General features: G+C 44.2%; 15 protein-coding genes. 11 read left to right on the top strand and 4 right to left on the bottom strand.

What is annotated here, in order from left to right; translation table 11 throughout:
* Genes cydX through ACRRS0_RS14610 form a run of 3 tightly spaced genes read right to left on the bottom strand, consistent with a single transcriptional unit; the run spans position 1 to position 2,816 of the window.
* On the bottom strand, positions 1–111 hold the full coding sequence (gene cydX / locus ACRRS0_RS14620) for a cytochrome bd-I oxidase subunit CydX (RefSeq protein WP_432452466.1): 111 nt from the start codon (positions 109–111) through the stop codon (positions 1–3).
* A gap of 10 nt (positions 112–121) precedes the next feature.
* A complete protein-coding gene (gene cydB / locus ACRRS0_RS14615; RefSeq protein ID WP_432452467.1) occupies positions 122–1,258 on the bottom strand; it encodes a cytochrome d ubiquinol oxidase subunit II in 1,137 nt (378 codons plus the stop codon).
* 1 nt (position 1,259) lies between these two features.
* Entirely contained in the window at positions 1,260–2,816 is a 1,557-nt protein-coding gene (locus ACRRS0_RS14610) for a cytochrome ubiquinol oxidase subunit I (RefSeq protein ID WP_432452468.1), read from the bottom strand.
* A gap of 959 nt (positions 2,817–3,775) precedes the next feature.
* Between ACRRS0_RS14610 and lepA the strand changes: the two genes are divergently transcribed.
* The 8 genes from lepA to ACRRS0_RS14570 are packed head-to-tail and all read left to right on the top strand — an operon-like array spanning position 3,776 to position 10,243.
* Positions 3,776–5,575, top strand: coding sequence for a translation elongation factor 4 (gene lepA / locus ACRRS0_RS14605; RefSeq protein WP_432452469.1), 1,800 nt, complete (start codon positions 3,776–3,778; stop codon positions 5,573–5,575).
* Position 5,576: 1 nt separating this feature from the next.
* On the top strand, positions 5,577–6,491 hold the full coding sequence (gene lepB, locus ACRRS0_RS14600; protein WP_432452470.1) for a signal peptidase I: 915 nt from the start codon (positions 5,577–5,579) through the stop codon (positions 6,489–6,491).
* A 10-nt stretch (positions 6,492–6,501) separates the two neighbouring features.
* A complete protein-coding gene (gene rnc, locus ACRRS0_RS14595) occupies positions 6,502–7,176 on the top strand; it encodes a ribonuclease III (RefSeq protein ID WP_432456165.1) in 675 nt (224 codons plus the stop codon).
* A complete protein-coding gene (gene era, locus ACRRS0_RS14590) occupies positions 7,173–8,072 on the top strand; it encodes a GTPase Era (protein WP_432452471.1) in 900 nt (299 codons plus the stop codon). Before rnc ends, era begins: the two co-directional genes overlap by 4 nt.
* A gap of 3 nt (positions 8,073–8,075) precedes the next feature.
* Entirely contained in the window at positions 8,076–8,783 is a 708-nt protein-coding gene (recO, locus tag ACRRS0_RS14585) for a DNA repair protein RecO (protein ID WP_432452472.1), read from the top strand.
* A gap of 25 nt (positions 8,784–8,808) precedes the next feature.
* Entirely contained in the window at positions 8,809–9,549 is a 741-nt protein-coding gene (gene pdxJ / locus ACRRS0_RS14580; protein ID WP_432452473.1) for a pyridoxine 5'-phosphate synthase, read from the top strand.
* Between the two features lie 3 nt (positions 9,550–9,552).
* The gene (gene acpS / locus ACRRS0_RS14575; RefSeq protein WP_432452474.1) at positions 9,553–9,927 is read left to right on the top strand and encodes a holo-ACP synthase; all 375 of its coding nucleotides are present in this window, start codon (positions 9,553–9,555) and stop codon (positions 9,925–9,927) included.
* Positions 9,928–9,943: 16 nt separating this feature from the next.
* The gene (locus ACRRS0_RS14570) at positions 9,944–10,243 is read left to right on the top strand and encodes a hypothetical protein (protein WP_432452475.1); all 300 of its coding nucleotides are present in this window, start codon (positions 9,944–9,946) and stop codon (positions 10,241–10,243) included.
* A 55-nt stretch (positions 10,244–10,298) separates the two neighbouring features.
* Here ACRRS0_RS14570 and barA read toward each other — a convergent pair whose 3' ends face one another.
* Entirely contained in the window at positions 10,299–13,076 is a 2,778-nt protein-coding gene (gene barA / locus ACRRS0_RS14565; protein ID WP_432452476.1) for a two-component sensor histidine kinase BarA, read from the bottom strand.
* Between the two features lie 94 nt (positions 13,077–13,170).
* Between barA and rlmD the strand changes: the two genes are divergently transcribed.
* The 3 genes from rlmD to mazG all read left to right on the top strand — a co-directional run bounded on the left by rlmD (position 13,171) and on the right by mazG (position 17,727).
* Positions 13,171–14,481: a 23S rRNA (uracil(1939)-C(5))-methyltransferase RlmD gene (gene rlmD / locus ACRRS0_RS14560; RefSeq protein WP_432452477.1), complete on the top strand. Its 1,311-nt coding sequence runs from the start codon at positions 13,171–13,173 to the stop codon at positions 14,479–14,481.
* 50 nt (positions 14,482–14,531) lie between these two features.
* The gene (relA, locus tag ACRRS0_RS14555) at positions 14,532–16,751 is read left to right on the top strand and encodes a GTP diphosphokinase (RefSeq protein ID WP_432452478.1); all 2,220 of its coding nucleotides are present in this window, start codon (positions 14,532–14,534) and stop codon (positions 16,749–16,751) included.
* A gap of 154 nt (positions 16,752–16,905) precedes the next feature.
* Positions 16,906–17,727 carry a nucleoside triphosphate pyrophosphohydrolase gene (gene mazG / locus ACRRS0_RS14550; RefSeq protein WP_432452479.1) on the top strand — a complete coding sequence of 274 codons (822 nt, stop codon included), beginning with the start codon at positions 16,906–16,908 and terminating at the stop codon, positions 17,725–17,727.
* Positions 17,728–17,796 lie beyond the last annotated feature (69 nt).

The raw sequence follows: 17,796 nt of genomic DNA, 5'->3' as shown, positions 1-17,796 counted from the left end.
TTATTGTTCAGGTTCGTCGTCCGAATATCCGTTAAATTCTAGCCACATAGCATTGATAATGCCAAAGGAACAGGCCAGTAGTACACCTAAAATCCAAGTAAAATACCACATAGAATGCTCCTTAATATAGTGAATGAGAGTTATCTCGAATAGTTTGTTCATTGAGGCGACCAAACATTTTGACATAACACCAAATGGTGTAAGCCAATACGATGGGAACAAAAATACAGGCCACTACAAACATAATCTTGAGAGTGAGTTCGCTAGACGTTGCATCCCACATGGTTAGACTATGATTGGGTCGCGAGCTCGATGGCATTATGAATGGGAACATCGCGATGCCACAAGTCATAATAACACCCGCTTGGCCGAGCGAGGAGCAAACAAATGCAATGGCACCTTTGCCCATCTTGCTAAATAGCCCGGTGAATAAGAATGCGCCCACACCTAAAATTGGAAATAGCCATAAAATAGGGTACTTGGAAAAATTACTGAGCCATGCTGCGGGCTGAACCTCTACAGTTTTAGCCACTACATTATTAATCGCGTTGGTATCAATGGTACTGGTAAGGGTATACCCATCGATCCCCATATGTAACCAAAGACCTGCAAGCACAAATATTAGCGTTGCGCCAAAGCCAGCAATAACGCCGATAGATTGGCTTCGTTGCAAAATGACACCTTCGGTTTTCATTTGCAGATAAGCAGCGCCTTGGCTGACAAACATCAGCAAACTTAGAACTCCAACGAGTAAGGCGAAGGGATTCAGTAACGCAAAGAATGAGCCTGTGTAATGGATCCGTAAAAGTTCGTCAAAATGAAATGGAACCCCTTGTAATAAATTACCAAAAGCGACCCCGAAGATAATGGGCGGAACAGCTGAACCAACGGTGAGAGCCCAGTCCCAATTACTACGCCATTTTGTATTGTCTAATTTGGAGCGATAATCGAATCCAATAGGTCGTAAAAATAGCGCGGCCAGAGTCAAGATCATCGCCAAATAAAAACCACTAAATGCTGTCGCATAAACTGGTGGCCAAGCGGCAAATAGTGCTCCTCCAGCCGTAACTAGCCAGACCTGGTTGCCATCCCAATGGGGAGCAACGCTGTTAATCATGACGCGTCTTTCTTCATCGTTTTTACCAACCACTTTTAATAGGGCACCGACGCCCATATCAAAGCCATCGGTAACAGAAAAACCAATCAGTAGTACGCCGATTAACAGCCACCAGATAAATCTTAAAAATTCATAATCCATGTTATAGCTCTCCAAGTTGATCCGTTTCTAAGGCGTATTTACCGGTATGCAATGATGAGGGGCCTTTCCGTGCAAAATGTTGCATTAGCCAAACTTCAATGACAATGAATATGCTATATAAAGTGGTAATTAGACCTAGACTGATCCAAATTTCCGCCGGTGTAAGTAATGAGGCGGCTAAATGCGTTGGTAGTACCTCACCAACGGCCCAAGGTTGACGACCATATTCAGCGACAAACCAACCAGCTTCACAGGCAATCCACGGCAAAGGTAAACTAAATAAAGCCATCTTTAAGAACCATTTCGGTTTGTGTTGAATCCGTTTCGCACTAAACCAAAAGGCGAGTGCAAAGACTAACAACATCAAAAAGCCTGCGGCGACCATGATGCGGAAGGACCAAAACATTGGCGCAATTTGGGGAATACTGTTGTCTACGGCTAATTGTACCTGTTGATCGGTTGCGTTGGCTGGATTGTCTGTATAGGCCGTTAACAATAGTCCGTACCCCAGATCCTGTTTGACTACTTCAAAGGCGGCTTTGGTTTGTTCTGTGGTATCTCCGGCTCTTAGTAATTGTAATAAGCGATAGGCTTCTTTACCGTTGACAATCCGTTCGCGGTGGATTTCTTTCAAGTCTTTGAGACCTAATACCTGCTCATCAACCGAGCGTGTCGCAATAAGGCCCAATGCATAGGGAATTTTTATTGCGTAGTCTGTGGTTTGTGTTTCACTATTTGGCAGGCCAAACAGAGTAAATGCAGCGGGGGCTGGATGAGTTTCCCACTCGGCCTCAACGGCGGCGAGCTTCACTTGTTGCACATCGCCTAATTCATAACCTGATTCATCGCCAAGGATAATCACCGACACTGAAGAGGCAAGACCAAAGGCAGCTGCAATGGCAAAACTGCGGCGAGCAAAGGCTAAGTCGCGGCCTTTAAGCATGTACCAAGCTGAAATGGCCAATACAAACATTGCGCCAGTCACATAACCCGCAGATACCGTATGGACGAATTTTACTTGAGCGACTGGATTAAATACCACTTCAGCAAAGCTGGTCATTTCCATGCGCATGGTGGTGTAGTTAAACTCTGCTCCGACAGGGTTTTGCATCCAACCATTGGCGATTAAGATCCATAATGCCGATAAGTTAGAGCCCAATGCAACCAGCCAAGTTACCGCTAAGTGTTGAACTTTAGTCAGCCGATCCCAACCAAAAAAGAATAAACCAACCAAAGTTGATTCAAGGAAAAAGGCCATTAAGCCTTCAATTGCCAATGGCGCACCAAAAATGTCGCCCACATAATGTGAGTAATAGGACCAGTTGGTACCAAACTGGAATTCCATGGCTAAACCAGTCGTTACTCCCAGCGCAAAGTTAATACCAAATAGTTTGCCCCAAAACTTAGTCATATCTCTGTAAATCTGTTTACCTGTCATCACATAAACAGATTCCATGATGGCAAGTAAAAAGGTCATACCCAGGGTGAGTGGGACAAATAAGAAGTGGTACATCGCGGTGAATGCAAACTGCAATCGTGAGAGTTCAATAATATCCATAAACCGACTCCGAGGGTTAAATGTAGTCCTACATTAGGACAGTCTAATTTACATATTTAGACAAAATTTAGCTATCTGGGGATTGGCTATTTTGTTGATTTAGATCAATTAGTTTGATGTTTTGTATGTTTTTTCGCAAACTCGAACTGAATAACTGTTTTTTATCAAGGAAATATCATTAAGTCTGCTATCTAGAAATCTCTTTGGTTGTTTTTATTTTTGTCATTAATTGTGAATTATGATGCGTTGAGGTTAAGTATTTATTACAGTTTTTGTTCGATATAAATACGCGGATTATTTTCTTTTTTAGAGGAAGTGAAGGTTATTGTTGACTTGTTTAAGCTAGCTACTTCTGTGGCGTAATGATCCTTAGCTTGCTTTATTTCCCAATTTACGAGCGTTTGCTAACTGTGCTTTCAAGTTTTATCGTTACTTATTTGGTGTAAAATACAAATTTAAGTTCTTTAAGCTTGCGGGGAGCACTCGTCGGATGATCTTTAGTGTTGATTTGCGTAAAATTATCGATTCGCAATCGTTGTTACAGGACTGAATAATCCTGTAACTGGTGCCTCTGATTACAAGTTATATCACGCGGCTCGTGGTGATTTAGGCCCGCAAGAATGAACAGATAGTGAGTTAGATTGGTAGAATGGCTAACAGCGTTTTTTGAAGCATTGTATTCAATCGTTTTTACTGTTTAATGAGCGATATTGGCTTAGCCTTCTTGCTAATGTGCTTTTCGCCGCGATTAAAAAGCCTGGAATTCGAACCAATTTACAACAGCAGAGAGCAATCGCTCTCTTTCACTGGGATCTGATTCCCTTGAAATAGTCGCGCATTTTTTTTGGATCTTGATGGATTGTGGTAGTATCCGCGTCAACGATATAATGTGCGATTGCCGCATTTTTTAGAAAGGCAAGATTTGATTCTTTAGCCAATGATTTTACATAGGTACCCCCTTGATAAATAAGAATATTCGTAATTTTTCGATTATTGCCCATATTGACCATGGTAAATCGACCCTATCTGACCGTTTAATTCAGCACTGTGGTGGATTGAGTGCGCGCGAGATGGAAGCTCAGGTATTAGATTCTATGGATCTTGAGCGCGAACGCGGAATCACCATTAAAGCGCAAAGTGTCACTTTAGATTACATCGCCAAAGACGGTGAGACTTATCAGCTCAACTTTATTGATACGCCAGGGCACGTCGACTTCACCTATGAAGTCTCTCGTTCTTTGGCGGCCTGTGAAGGTGCTTTATTGGTGGTTGACGCAGCGCAAGGGGTAGAGGCTCAAACTCTCGCCAACTGTTATACCGCGATGGAAATGGATCTGGAAGTTATTCCAGTTCTGAATAAAATCGATTTACCGCAAGCTGACCCAGACCGGGTTGCTGAAGAGATTGAAGATATTGTTGGGATCGACGCGACTGATGCCACCGTATGCTCGGCTAAAACTGGCTTAGGCATTGAAGATGTATTGGAAACGATTGTTCGCGATGTACCGCCCCCAGTCGGTAATAGTGAAGGGCCTTTGCAGGCGCTGATTATCGACTCTTGGTTTGATAACTATCAAGGTGTGGTCTCGTTAGTTCGCATTACTAATGGTGAAATGAAAGCTGGCGAACGGATGCTTGTGATGTCTACAGGTCAGTCTCATGTGGTCAATGAAGTGGGCATTTTCAAACCGAAACAAACCAGTACCGGGGTATTAAAAACCGGTGAAGTGGGTTACATCGTCGCGGGTATTAAAGATATTTTGGGGGCGCCGGTAGGAGATACGCTTACGACCTTAAAAAATGGTTCTACTGAAGCATTACCTGGTTTTAAAAAGGTTAAACCTCAGGTTTATGCGGGCTTATTTCCCACCAGTTCAGATGAATACGAGAACTTCCGTGATGCGCTCGGTAAGTTAAGCTTAAATGATTCATCGTTATTTTATGAACCAGAGAATTCTACTGCCTTAGGTTTTGGTTTCCGTTGTGGCTTCTTAGGGATGCTGCACATGGAAATTATCCAAGAGCGTTTAGAGCGGGAATATGATCTCGATTTGATCACGACCGCGCCGACCGTGGTCTATCAAGTGGTGATGAATAATGGCGAAGAGTTATTTGTAGATAGTCCAGCCAAGTTACCTCCAACCAATAATATTGCTGAAATTCGCGAACCGATTGCCGAAGTGAATATCTTGGTGCCGCAAGATTATCTTGGCAACGTGATTACGCTATGTGTGGAAAAACGTGGTTTACAAACTAATATGGCTTATCACGGCAAGCAAGTCGCATTAACCTATGAGATTCCAATGGCGGAGGTGGTGCTCGATTTCTTCGATAAACTTAAGTCAACCAGCCGCGGTTATGCATCACTGGACTATAACTTTAAACATTTTCAGGCCGCGAGTATGGTGCGGGTTGATATTATGATTAATGGTGATCGTGTTGACGCGCTAGCGCTTATCACTCATAAAGACCACTCTGAGTCTCGAGGTCGGCAAGTGGTCGATAAGATGAAAGAGCTGATCCCTCGGCAAATGTTTGATATTGCCATTCAGGCTTCGATAGGCATGCATATCATTGCTCGTTCAACGGTTAAGCAGTTACGTAAAAATGTGATTGCGAAGTGTTATGGCGGAGATGTAAGTCGTAAGAAAAAACTACTCGCTAAACAAAAAGCAGGTAAGAAACGAATGAAACAAGTGGGTAATGTTGAAGTACCTCAAGAAGCATTCTTAGCTGTTCTACATATTGGAAAGGACTAATATGGCCACTATATTTCCGCTTATTTTAGTTATCGCAACATTTGTAACGGGTGTTGTTTGGGCTTTAGACAAGTTTCATTGGGCAAAACAGCGACAGCTTAAGCTGCAAGATGCTCGAATTGCTGCTGGGGGTGAGTTACCCAGCAATGCGGAGCAAACGATTAGCAACGCGCCGAGCTGGATAGAAAATTGCAGCTCGGTATTTCCGGTGATCGCCTTGGTGATGATCTTACGCTCGTTTATTTATGAACCTTTTCAGATCCCCTCGGGCTCGATGATGCCAACCTTATTGGTTGGGGACTTCATCTTGGTTGAAAAGTTTGCTTACGGTTTAAAAGATCCAGTGACTCGCACCACTTTAGTACCAACCGGTCATCCAGAACGGGGTGATGTGGCGGTTTTTAAATATCCTCAAGATCCCCGCGTTGACTATATCAAACGTGTGGTGGGTTTACCGGGCGATCGTATCATTTACCGTAATAAACAATTGTTTATTCAAGAAAAATGTGAAAAAGAGCCTTGCCCAGAGTTGCGCCCTGTACCCTTAGACTTTGAGGTTTCTGGACGCTTTAAGCAAGGCTTAATGCCACTTGAAAATTATCGAGAGCAGTTAGCTGAGGTCAATCACGAAATATTGATTAACCCTGCGGCTCCAGACCGAGTGCACTCCTTTTACCAGCAGCCAGGGACTGCTAAAGATGAGTGGATCGTACCTGAAGGGCACTATCTGGCTTTTGGAGACAACCGAGACAACAGTATGGATAGTCGTTACTGGGGCTTTGTGCCAGAACATAATTTGGTAGGTAAAGCGGTCGCGATCTGGATTAGTTTCGAGTTTGAGCGTGGTAAAGATTCATTTTTGCCAACATGGATCCCAACTGGGGTTCGATTTAATCGCATTGGCGCGATCAAGTAAAAGGGTCATGATGAATAGCAACAATCAGGAACGCCTGCAGCGCATCATTGGTTACCAATTTGAAGATGCTAATTTGTTGACGTTGGCTTTGACTCATCGCAGTGCCGGAGGCATTCACAACGAACGTCTCGAATTTTTAGGTGATGCGGTATTAAGTTGGGTGATTGCCGAAGAACTGTATCAGCGTTTTCCTAAGGTTTCTGAAGGCGATCTGAGTCCAATGCGCTCTACTTTAGTGAAGGGGAAAACTCTCGCAGAGTTAGCGCGTAGTTTTGAATTAGGCGAGTATATTAAATTAGGCCCCGGTGAATTAAAGAGTGGTGGCTTTCGTCGTGAATCGATTTTAGCCGACGCAGTTGAAGCGATCATTGGTGCGGTGTATTTAGATAGTGACCCCCAAACCGTGAAGCAATTGCTCCTGAGTTGGTACCAACCTCGTTTAAATAAAATAGAGCCGGGTTTGAGTCAAAAAGATCCGAAGACGCGCTTGCAAGAAATTTTGCAATCTCGTAAGCAAGCTTTACCTGATTATCAAGTGGTTGAGATTAAGGGGGAAGCACATAACCAACAATTTACCGTGAGCTGCAGCGTGGCTGGTTTAGATAAACCGATTATTGGCACCAGTACCAGTCGACGCAAGGCCGAACAAGTTGCCGCAGAGTTGGTATTGGAGCATTTACGATGAACTATGATACGCGCTGTGGTTTTGTGGCAATTGTTGGTCGACCGAATGTGGGTAAATCAACCTTGCTGAATACCCTGTTGGGTCAGAAAGTCAGTATTACCTCTAAAAAACCTCAGACCACCCGGCATCGAATTTTAGGTATCGATACTCATGATATCTATCAAACTATCTTTGTAGATACGCCAGGCTTACATATCGAAGAGCAACGCGCGATAAATCGCTTGATGAACCGCGCCGCAACCAGCTCTTTGGGGGATGTGTCGATGGTGATTTTTGTGGTTGAAGGCACTAAATGGACCGCCGATGATGAATTAGTTCTGGGTAAATTGCGGCATTTAAAAGTGCCTGTCGTGCTGGCGATTAACAAGGTGGATAACGTTCAAGATAAAGAATTGCTGTTCCCACATATGCAGGCGATGAGTGAGAAATATTCGTTTTCTCATATTTTGCCTATCTCTGCTAAACAAGCCAAGAATGTTGAGCAGCTGCGCGAGTGGGCTCAGCAAACATTACCGGAAAACGTGCACTTCTTTCCCGAAGACTATATTACGGACCGCTCTTCGCGTTTTATGGCTGCCGAAATTGTGAGAGAGAAGTTAATGCGGTTTACTGGTCAAGAGTTGCCCTATTCCACTACCGTGGAGATTGAGCAGTTTAAAATGCAAGAGAATGGGGTTTACCAAATTAACGCACTTATTTTGGTTGAGCGGCCCAGCCAAAAACGAATGATTATCGGGAATAAAGGCGAAAAGCTAAAAACCATTGGTAAAGAAGCGCGATTGGATATGGAAAAATTGTTTGATAACAAAGTATTCCTTGAGATGTGGGTGAAGGTTAAATCTGGTTGGGCTGATGACGAACGAGCCTTGCGTAGTTTAGGTTACGGAGACGACTAAGTTTTGTCAGAGTTAGCGCTTAGCCCCGCGTTTGTGCTGCATACTCGACCCTACCGTGAAACCAGTTTATTGGTTCAGTTGTTTACTCTGGAACAAGGGAAAATTAGTGTGGTGGCCAGAGGGGCGAGGGCAAAGCGTTCTCGCTGGCGGGCTATCTTACAACCCGCAGTTCCTTTACTGGTGGGGTTTTCGGGAAAGACGGAGTTAGCTAATTTAACTCAGGCGGAAGCGACCAACTTGGCTTTTCCATTATTTGGTGAGCATCTATATAGCGCTTTGTACTTAAATGAGTTGTTATATTACTTGCTGGAGGAAAAAACTGCTTATCCTCGTTTGTATCAACAATATCAGCAGAGTTTACTGGCATTGGCGAAGCAACAACCTTTGGAGGCGAGTTTACGTCGCTTTGAATTACAGTTGATCGCCGAACTCGGCTTTGCTTTAAGTGAACCAAGCGGTTTTATTCAAGGTCAAAGTTATCAATATCGTCTCGAGCAGGGATTTATTGCTAGCCCATTGGCTCCTGTGAACGCTGGATTTAGTTATCAAGAAGTGCTGATGTTGCTGAGCTTTGATGCTCAGCAGGCAGAACATTTGGCCTGTGCTAAACGCTTTTGTCGTATCGTCATTGCACAATTACTTAATGGACGTGAATTGACTAGTCGTGCATTATTTAAACAAATTAAAACAACCAATAAAGCGGTTCGTTAACCGCATTGTTGAATAAGGAAAGCTCGTGAGTGAAATATTATTAGGCGTTAACGTCGACCACATCGCTACTTTACGTCAAGCCCGTGGAACCACTTATCCCGATCCTGTATTAGCAGCGGGTATCGCTGAAACTGCAGGCGCCGATGGGATCACCATTCACTTGAGAGAAGATCGCCGGCATATTATTGATCGTGATGTGGCGATCATGAGCCAAACGGTGCAAACCCGACTTAATTTAGAAATGGCTGTGACCGATGAAATGATTGAAATAGCCTGCCAGCATAAACCGCATTTTGTCTGCTTAGTTCCTGAAAAACGTGAAGAACTGACCACGGAAGGGGGGCTGGATATAGTCGGCCAGCTTGAGAAAATTACCGCCGCTGTGGAAAAATTGACAGAAGCAGGCATCCTCGTTTCATTATTTATCGATGCCGATGATGAACAGATTGATGCAGCTGTTGCCTCAGGCGCACCTTTTATTGAACTGCATACGGGTCACTACGCCGATGCTGCAACGGAGTCGGCGCAGCAAGCGGAGCTTAAAAAAATTGCAGCGGCAGCGAGTTACGCCAGTGATAAAGGCCTGAAAGTGAACGCAGGTCATGGCTTGCATTATCACAACGTATTGCCGATAGCCGCTATGCCTGAAGTTATTGAGCTAAATATTGGTCACGCCATTATTGCTCGCGCGGTGTTAGTCGGCATGAGTGAAGCGGTTCGTGAAATGAAAGCCTTAATGGTGCAAGCTCGTAGAGCGGAAGCTTAATTAGTGGCAATTGTTGGTTTGGGCACCGATATTGTGCAAGTGGCTCGAATTGCGCAGAGCAAGCAGTTGGCGGGTTTAGCGAAGCGCATTCTCACGCTTGCCGAGTATCAACGTTTTGAAAACACGCATGCCGCAGAACGCTTTTTGGCGAAACGTTTTGCAGCCAAAGAAGCCGCTGCAAAAGCTTTGGGGACTGGGATTGCCAACGGAGTTGGTTTCCAGCAGATTGAAGTTAGTAACGATGCCTTAGGCAAACCGGTACTGCAATTTTATGGGGCGGCCTTAGCGTTAGTTGAACAGTTAGGGGTCACCAGCCAATTTATTAGTATTAGTGATGAACGTGAGTACGCCGTTGCGACGGTAATTTTGGAGCGTTAAGTTTTGGAGAAAAAAATTGATTGAGCGATATCGAGTACAGCTAGATTTATTCGGTTTGATGAAACTCATGGCCTTAGTTGGTTTTGGGGTCGGTATTATTGCTGGTTTAGCCTTAGTGATTTACACCTTAAGCCAAGGGGGGAATGTAATTCAGGTGTTGCTTCCTATGATTATCTCTCCTTTTAGCAATGCTTTGGTGACGGCTATTTTTGGGCTGGTGAGTTACCCTTTTTACAATTGGTATTGTAAGCGGAATCGCGGCCAAATATTGACCGGGCGTTTCCTAAAAGATCAACAAAGTCAAACCGATATTTAACCAACAAAAAAGCCGCATCTTGTAAGTTGCGGCTTTTTATATATTGAATATCGATTTAAGCGAATGCCGCCATCAGTTGTTCGGCAGCTTGTTGGACTTTCTCTATCTCATCATTTAATTCGAGTAATTCAGGTTCCACTTGCTTAACATCATTATGCTGGCGTAAGTTTTCTTCGATAGTCGCACTCAGGTTTTCAAGACGCAAACAACCACTGTAAGCACATCCTCCGCGAAAGCGGTGGATGACCGCAATAAATTCACTGCAACTGATCTGCTGTGCCAAAATTAGCTCGATGTTACTCTGCATTTCGGGAAAGCTTTGCTGCAACATATTCAGCATATCGATGGCTAAAGCTTGATTATTATTCGATCGCTGCATGGCGAGTTTCCAGGAAAGGCTCGCATGTTCGAATTCAACAGTAGAGCTCAGCTGTTTAGAGGATTCCAAGGGTCTATCTGTGATGACTCTGGCGTTGGGTTGCCAACGGTGAATCACTTGCTCTAAAGACGATTCGTCGATTGGCTTTGCCAGATAATCATCAATCCCTTGACGCAGCAATTGGGCCTTTTCTCCATTTAAGGCGTGGGCTGAAACTGCAATAATTGGCGTTTCTTGATTTTTACTCTGTTGACGGATTTTTTGGGTAGCGCTAATTCCATCGAGGATCGGCATCTGAATATCCATTAAGATCAAGTCATAAGCCTGGGTTTCGGTACGGGTAATTGCTTCAAGGCCATTGCTGCAGGTATCCACCTCTGTCACGAGTTCATGCAGCATTGCGGAAATGAGTTTTAAGTTGGCGGCGTTATCGTCTACAGCTAATACTCTTAGTATCAACTTGGCGCGTGATAGCGAAGGCATGGGGGCCAGTATTGGCGGGTGATCGGTATGTTGATCGACTAGGGACTGCGCTAATTTACGGTGGTTCACAGGCTTACTGATACAGTGCTTGGCTCCTGCATCTGTAATGCGTTGATGAATATCGGGGTCGCTGCTATTTATCAATACAATGACTTGGTCGCAGTGCTGTTTAGCTTGCTTGATTTTGCTCAGAAGTGGTTTTAAGTCTTGCCAATCACTATGACCAATCAAGATACTGGCATAGTGTTGTTGCAGGGCTTGCTGCCATTGTGGTTGATCGGTGGCTTTATTGAATGACAGTTGCCATTGTTGACTCAAGCTTTGAATCACTTCTTGGCTCACCGGATGAGGTTCATAAAGCAATACCGATAGCTGCCCCAAAGCCTGCATCGGCAGCGGTGCCCCTAATACCATGTCGGTTAATTCTAGGTGGATATTAAAGGTGAACTCCGAGCCTTGCTCTGGTTCAGAGCTGAGTCGGATATCGCCCCCCATTTGTTGGACTAGTTTTTGAGTAATCACCAGACCTAGACCTGTACCGCCATATTCGCGGTTAATACTAGTATCGGCTTGTTTAAAGGCTTGGAATAATTGTGACTGTTGTTCCTTAGAGATCCCAATACCACTATCTCGAACGCTGGCGTGCAATACCACTTGCTGGCCTTGTTGTTTCGCCAAACCAACACTAACGGTAATTTGTCCTTTATGGGTAAATTTAATGGCATTACCCAGTAAGTTGGTAAATACCTGCTGTAAACGTAATGGGTCACCACGCAGGCCGTCGGGGACGTTAGGCTCGATCAGTAAATTTAGTTCTAACTTTTTGTCTTGGGCGCTTGGCCCTAACAATGTTAAAACTTCGTTTAGCGTATCGTGTAAATTAAACTCGGTACGGTCAAGTTTTAATTTGCCAGCCTCAAGCTTAGAAAAATCAAGGATATCGTTAATGATTGCCAATAGGTTATTCGCTGATTTCTCAATGGTGAGTAGATAATCAGCTTGGTTATGATTTAAAGATGTTTTCAGCAACTGTCGGGCAAAACCGATCACTCCGTTTAACGGGGTTCGTAGCTCATGACTCATATTGGCGAGGAATTCCGATTTGGCTTTAGCGGCTTGTTGCGCTTCTTTCTTCGCGATATCGAGTTCAATATTTTGAATTTCAATTTGTTCTAAGGTTTCTCGTAAATCGCTAGTGGCTTGATCAATACTTTGATGCATCTCCTCGTGGTATTCGGCAAGTGATTTTGCCATCGAATTAATGCCGTGTTTGAGCAAACCTAGTTCACCAGTGTAACTTCCTTCAACCCGCGCATCTAAACGGCCTTGGCGGATCCGGTCAACAATATTCACCATGTTGGTGATGGGCTGGGTGACTTGCTTACTTAATTGGAACGCAAATAAAACACTGATCAATACGCCAAACAGAACGATGAAAAGTGCGACGGTGGTGTCGCGAAACTGTAACAATAATGCTCGGTCTTTATTGTATTGCATCGAGATATAACCGAGTAATTCGGGTTTCCCATCGGCAAAGGCGGCGAAGCTGCCTTCAGCTTCGGCCCAAATTGGGGCCCGGAGGATGATTTTATCCGGATAAATTTCGACTTGGGTAGATTGTGGCAAGGGCAGTTCGGGATCGCTTTGCAACAATCGAATATTACGATGGTAATTACTGGTAACAAATAATTGGTTATGTTTATCGTAAACGGCGATGCTTTTAATTAAAGGCGACATTTTTCGGTGGGTGACGCTGATTAGTGATTTTACTCGCTCTCGATTATAACGACTTAAGCCCACTTCGCTGGCGATAGCTAAGGGCTCAATAACGTTAACTCCCTGTTCAATCACGAAGCTATCTAATTGCTGATTACGATTAAACGTAAAGTAGCTAGCAAGCAAAATTCCCACAATAAGCGTGGGGATAATGGTAAGAATATATACGCGGGCACGTAAGCCATACTTGGTCATAAACGTTTCTTATGGGAAAATGACATGGTTCCAATTGGCTATGATGACATAAGCCCATCTCTTTTTGTATTCACTGGTAAAATAAGTCTCTTCTATGGCGCAATTTTTTAAAGCAAAACCCAAGACCACCTCTCTCAAGAGGATCGATGATTGTCAAGTCGAGCAATTAGATCATCACTTACACGGCATTGTAAGAGCGGGGCGGCAAACTTACTTTGTACCCAATACGTTGCCCGGTGAGCGAGTCAATATTTTTCCGAGCCATAAGTCTGGACCAGCAAAGCTAATCAAACGACTCAAGGACAGCGCACAGCGTATCTCGCCAATTTGTCAGTTTTATCAACAATGCGGTGGTTGTAGTGTCCAACATTTGGACGCGGCCACACAGCGGCAGTATAAACAAAGAGCGGTGGCGCAGTTGATTTCGCGATTGTCGGGCTACCCAGAGATGACTGCGCTGGAACTATTGAGTGGCGATGATTGGCATTATCGCAGAGTAACTCGGCTGAGCACTTGGTATGATAAGTCTCTTGGTTGGCAGCTTGGTTTTAGACAAAAAGGCAGTCAACAATTGGTGGCTATTAGTGATTGTTTGGTATTGAGTAAGAACTTGTCGGTTTTACTCGAGCCTTTACAGGCTTTACTTAAAGGCTGGCCCAAAAATGTCGGCTTGGGTCATGTTGAGTTGATTGATTGCGAACCCAAGGTGGTTTGTCGGGTGCGCTTAACGAAGCCTTTAGCTGCAAAGTGGCAAACTCAATTACAGGCAATCGCTGAGCGTTTTAATTTTGCGATGCTGCTTACCGAAGCCGAGCAGCATACTTGGCTCACTGGCGAGCAAGCTTATTATACTTTGCATGACCAGCAGCTTGATTTAGCCTTTCACCCCGGTGATTTTATTCAGGTGAACGTCACTATCAATCAGCTGATGATTAATAAAGCCTTGGCTTGGCTAAAGCTTAAACCACAAGATGTAGTGCTCGACCTATACTCTGGTATCGGGAATTTTAGTTTGCCTTTGGCGCAACGAGCGAAACAAGTGATTGCTATCGAGGGCGTTCCTGCGATGAGTCAGCGGGTGATGGATAACGCCAAGCGTAATGGCTTAATGAATATCAGTGCCTATTGTGGGGATTTGGAACAGCCCGAGACAGCCAAGTTTTGGCAATCGAGAGCAGTCACCAAAGTACTTCTTGATCCGGCCCGCGCGGGAGCAAAACAGGCCATAACTCAGGTTGCCAAGCTTGGCCTAAGCACCGTAGTATATGTGTCATGTAATCCTGCAACCTTGGCCAGAGATGCCAAGGTGCTAAAAGAAGCTGGCTATAAAATGGTTAAGTTCGCGGTTGTTGATATGTTCCCTCAGACAGAGCATATCGAGACAATGGCTCTGTTTGAACGTTAACTTTAACAAGATAAAAGTGGTCAGCGACCAAAATAAGGAACAGTAGTGTTATGGTCTCGGTGAGAGAAACGCATCTTAATCAACAGTTGTTGTTTGATGAAAATCAATGGGTAGAAAGCCTTGGCATTGCGCTTGAAGACCAGCAGCATTTATTTGGCTCCACTAATTTTTATCGCGCTTTAGATGCCGAAAAAGAGCAGATCCATATCTGTCTGACGAAGGGCAAGGAGATGGTTGAGATCCTTGTAACACTCAACATGGATTTACCGACCTTGGAAGCTGCTTTGTTATTTCCTTTCGTGGATAGCGGCCTATTAAGCAAAGAGCAACTGCCGCAGTATTTTTCTGAAGAAGTGATTAAGTTGCAATTTGATGCTGCCCAAATGGATGCGATGAAGGTATTACATACCGGGCAAAATAAAAATTTATCTTCGACACAAATCGATAACGTGAGACGAATGCTGCTCGCGATGGTAGGCGATGTGCGAGCCATCGTGATTAAATTGGCAGAGCGGATCTGTTTTTTACGCGAAGTTAAAAATGAATCGGAAGAAGTTCGTGTATTGGCCGCAAAAGAAAGCAAAGATATTTACGCTCCGTTAGCAAATCGCTTAGGGATCGGTCAACTCAAATGGGAGCTTGAAGACTTTACCTTCCGTTATCTGCATCCCGATACCTATAAACAAATCGCGAAACAATTGGATGAAAAGCGGATTGCGCGCACACAATATATCGAAGACTTTGTTGCCAAATTACAGCAGGATATCGTAGCTTCCAGTATTAATGCCGAGGTGTATGGTCGACCCAAACACATCTATAGTATTTGGCGAAAGATGCAAAAGAAAGATTTGTCTTTCGACAAATTGTTTGATGTACGGGCGATTCGTATCGTGGCTGAGAAGCTACAAGATTGTTATGCCATCTTAGGCATCGTACATACTTCTTGGCATCATATTCCTAGCGAATTTGATGATTATGTGGCCAACCCTAAACCGAATGGTTATCAATCTATCCATACGGTGGTCATTGGTCCAGAAGGTAAATCTATCGAAGTACAGATCCGTACTCGGCAGATGCATGAAGATTCTGAACTCGGGGTTGCGGCGCATTGGAAATATAAAGAAGGCGGAACTGGTGGGCGCAGCGACTTCGAAGATAAGATTGCCTGGTTACGTAAGTTACTGGCTTGGCAGGATGATATCGCTGAAAATGGTGCGATGCTCGAAGAGTTACGTTCACAAGTATTTGATGACCGCGTTTATGTCTTTACCCCTAGTGGTGAAGTGATTGATTTGCCCGCTGGCTCAACACCGCTTGATTTTGCCTATTACGTGCATAGCCAAGTCGGTCATCGTTGTATTGGCGCTAAGATTGGTGGGCGGATTGTGCCTTTTACCTATCAATTACATACAGGTGAACAAGTTGAGATTATTACCCAAAAGGAATCGAGCCCTAGCCGTGATTGGCTCAATCCTAATCTAGGCTTTGTAAAGTCTTCTCGGGCGCGTAATAAAATTGCCACTTGGTTTAAGAAGCAAGATAAAGATAAAAACCTCTTGGCGGGTAAAGATTTACTTGAGGCAGAGCTCAATCGCTACGGTTTTAAAATGAGTGATATCGACCATTGTCTTGAGCGTTTCAATGTGAAAACTGTAGAAGATTTATTAGCCGCTATTGGTGCAGGTGATGTGCGACTGAATCAATTGATTCATTATTTGCAAGCGACGCTATATAAGCCTTCTGCGGAAGAACTCGATCGTCAAGCGCTGGAAACTATCACGAAGAAAGCCGAGCACCATGGACAGAAGAAGAAGCGGGCAAAAGACTCCATCGTGGTGGATGGCGTTGGCAATCTTATGACTCATATTGCTCGTTGCTGTCAACCGATACCCGGTGACTCAATTAAAGGCTTTATTACCCAGGGGCGTGGAATTTCAATTCATAATGTTGATTGTGAACAACTTGCTGAATTGCATAGTCGCACACCAGAACGTGTGATTGACGCGGTATGGGGCGAAAATTACTCGGGAGGTTATAACCTTACAATTCGCATTGTGGCGAACGATCGTAGTGGGTTGCTGCGGGATATTACCACCGTGTTGGCGAATGATAAGGTGAATGTTATGGGGATGCAGAGTCACTCTGACGTCAAGAGTCAGACGGCAACCATCGATATGGAAATTGAAATTTATAATCTCGATACTCTGTCTCGGGTATTGTCCAAAATAAATCAACTTAATCATATTATTGAAGCGCGGCGTTTACGCTAATCATCGAGGGCTATTTTCGCATCGTAGGATGTTGAAAATAGCCTCATTAACCAGAACTTTATGTAAGTGCTAGAGTGATGAATCGCCAGCGTTATCTGAAGCTATCGAAAATTTAAAATGAAAGGCTAATAATCCTTAGGAAATTTTGAACTCTATGCTGCAACGTCCTTATCGTATTGATACCTTACTCGCCATTATGGCGAAATTACGTGACCCCGAGTGTGGTTGTCCTTGGGATCTTAAACAAGATTGGCAATCTATCTTGCCACATACTGTAGAAGAGACTTACGAGGTGGTAGAAGCAATTCACCAAGCGCTGGATTCTGGTGATTTTGCTGAAGTAAAGTTAGAGCTTGGTGATTTACTGTTTCAGGTGGTGTACTACGCTCAGTTTGCTCAAGAGCAAGGAGACTTTGACTTTGCAGCAGTGGTTGATGGGATCTGTGAAAAATTGATCCGCCGTCATCCACATGTTTTTAATCAGCAACAAAAAATCCAATTGGATGATGCCCAGCTAAAAGTTAACTGGGAAGCCGAGAAAGTGCGAGAGCGGGCAAATAAGTCTCATCATCACGCACCAAGCGTGTTAGATGATGTGCCGCAAGCATTGCCAGCTTTGAGCCGAGCACAAAAGTTACAAAAACGCTGTGCTCATGTGGGGTTTGACTGGCCCAGCGTCGCTCCGGTGATCGACAAGGTTAAAGAAGAATTGGCGGAGGTCGAACAGGCTATCGACGAAAAACAGCGGCAGGATGTTGCCGAAGAAATTGGCGATTTGTTGTTTTCTTGCGTAAATTTGGCACGGGTTTGCGATTTTGATGCTGAAGCGCTGTTACGCCAAGCGAATCATAAATTTAGTCGAAGATTTCGTGGTGTAGAGGCTTTGGCAAGAAACCAAGGGCGGCAACTTGACAGCATGAGCCTGCAAGAGATGGATGCCTTGTGGGATAAAGTGAAAGAAAATTACAAAAATTGATTTACAACAAATACACTAAAACTTAGTCTTGATAGAGTGACATCGATTGTGGTGTTAAAGAGGCTTTGC

This window comes from Agarivorans sp. QJM3NY_29, assembly GCF_050870835.2.
Taxonomy (GTDB): domain Bacteria; phylum Pseudomonadota; class Gammaproteobacteria; order Enterobacterales; family Celerinatantimonadaceae; genus Agarivorans.
The sequence above is the reverse complement of the archived record's forward strand: the minus strand, read 5'-3'. Positions and strand labels throughout refer to the sequence as shown.

Excerpts from the sequence above, each read along its gene's own strand:
- cydX (WP_432452466.1), bottom strand. The coding sequence starts at position 111 with ATGTGGTATTTTACTTGGATTTTAGGTGTACTACTGGCCTGTTCCTTT.
- cydB (WP_432452467.1), bottom strand. The coding sequence starts at position 1,258 with ATGGATTATGAATTTTTAAGATTTATCTGGTGGCTGTTAATCGGCGTA.
- ACRRS0_RS14610 (WP_432452468.1), bottom strand. The coding sequence starts at position 2,816 with ATGGATATTATTGAACTCTCACGATTGCAGTTTGCATTCACCGCGATG.
- lepB (WP_432452470.1), top strand. The coding sequence starts at position 5,577 with ATGGCCACTATATTTCCGCTTATTTTAGTTATCGCAACATTTGTAACG.
- rnc (WP_432456165.1), top strand. The coding sequence starts at position 6,502 with ATGAATAGCAACAATCAGGAACGCCTGCAGCGCATCATTGGTTACCAA.
- era (WP_432452471.1), top strand. The coding sequence starts at position 7,173 with ATGAACTATGATACGCGCTGTGGTTTTGTGGCAATTGTTGGTCGACCG.
- barA (WP_432452476.1), bottom strand. The coding sequence starts at position 13,076 with ATGACCAAGTATGGCTTACGTGCCCGCGTATATATTCTTACCATTATC.
- rlmD (WP_432452477.1), top strand. The coding sequence starts at position 13,171 with ATGGCGCAATTTTTTAAAGCAAAACCCAAGACCACCTCTCTCAAGAGG.
- relA (WP_432452478.1), top strand. The coding sequence starts at position 14,532 with ATGGTCTCGGTGAGAGAAACGCATCTTAATCAACAGTTGTTGTTTGAT.
- mazG (WP_432452479.1), top strand. The coding sequence starts at position 16,906 with ATGCTGCAACGTCCTTATCGTATTGATACCTTACTCGCCATTATGGCG.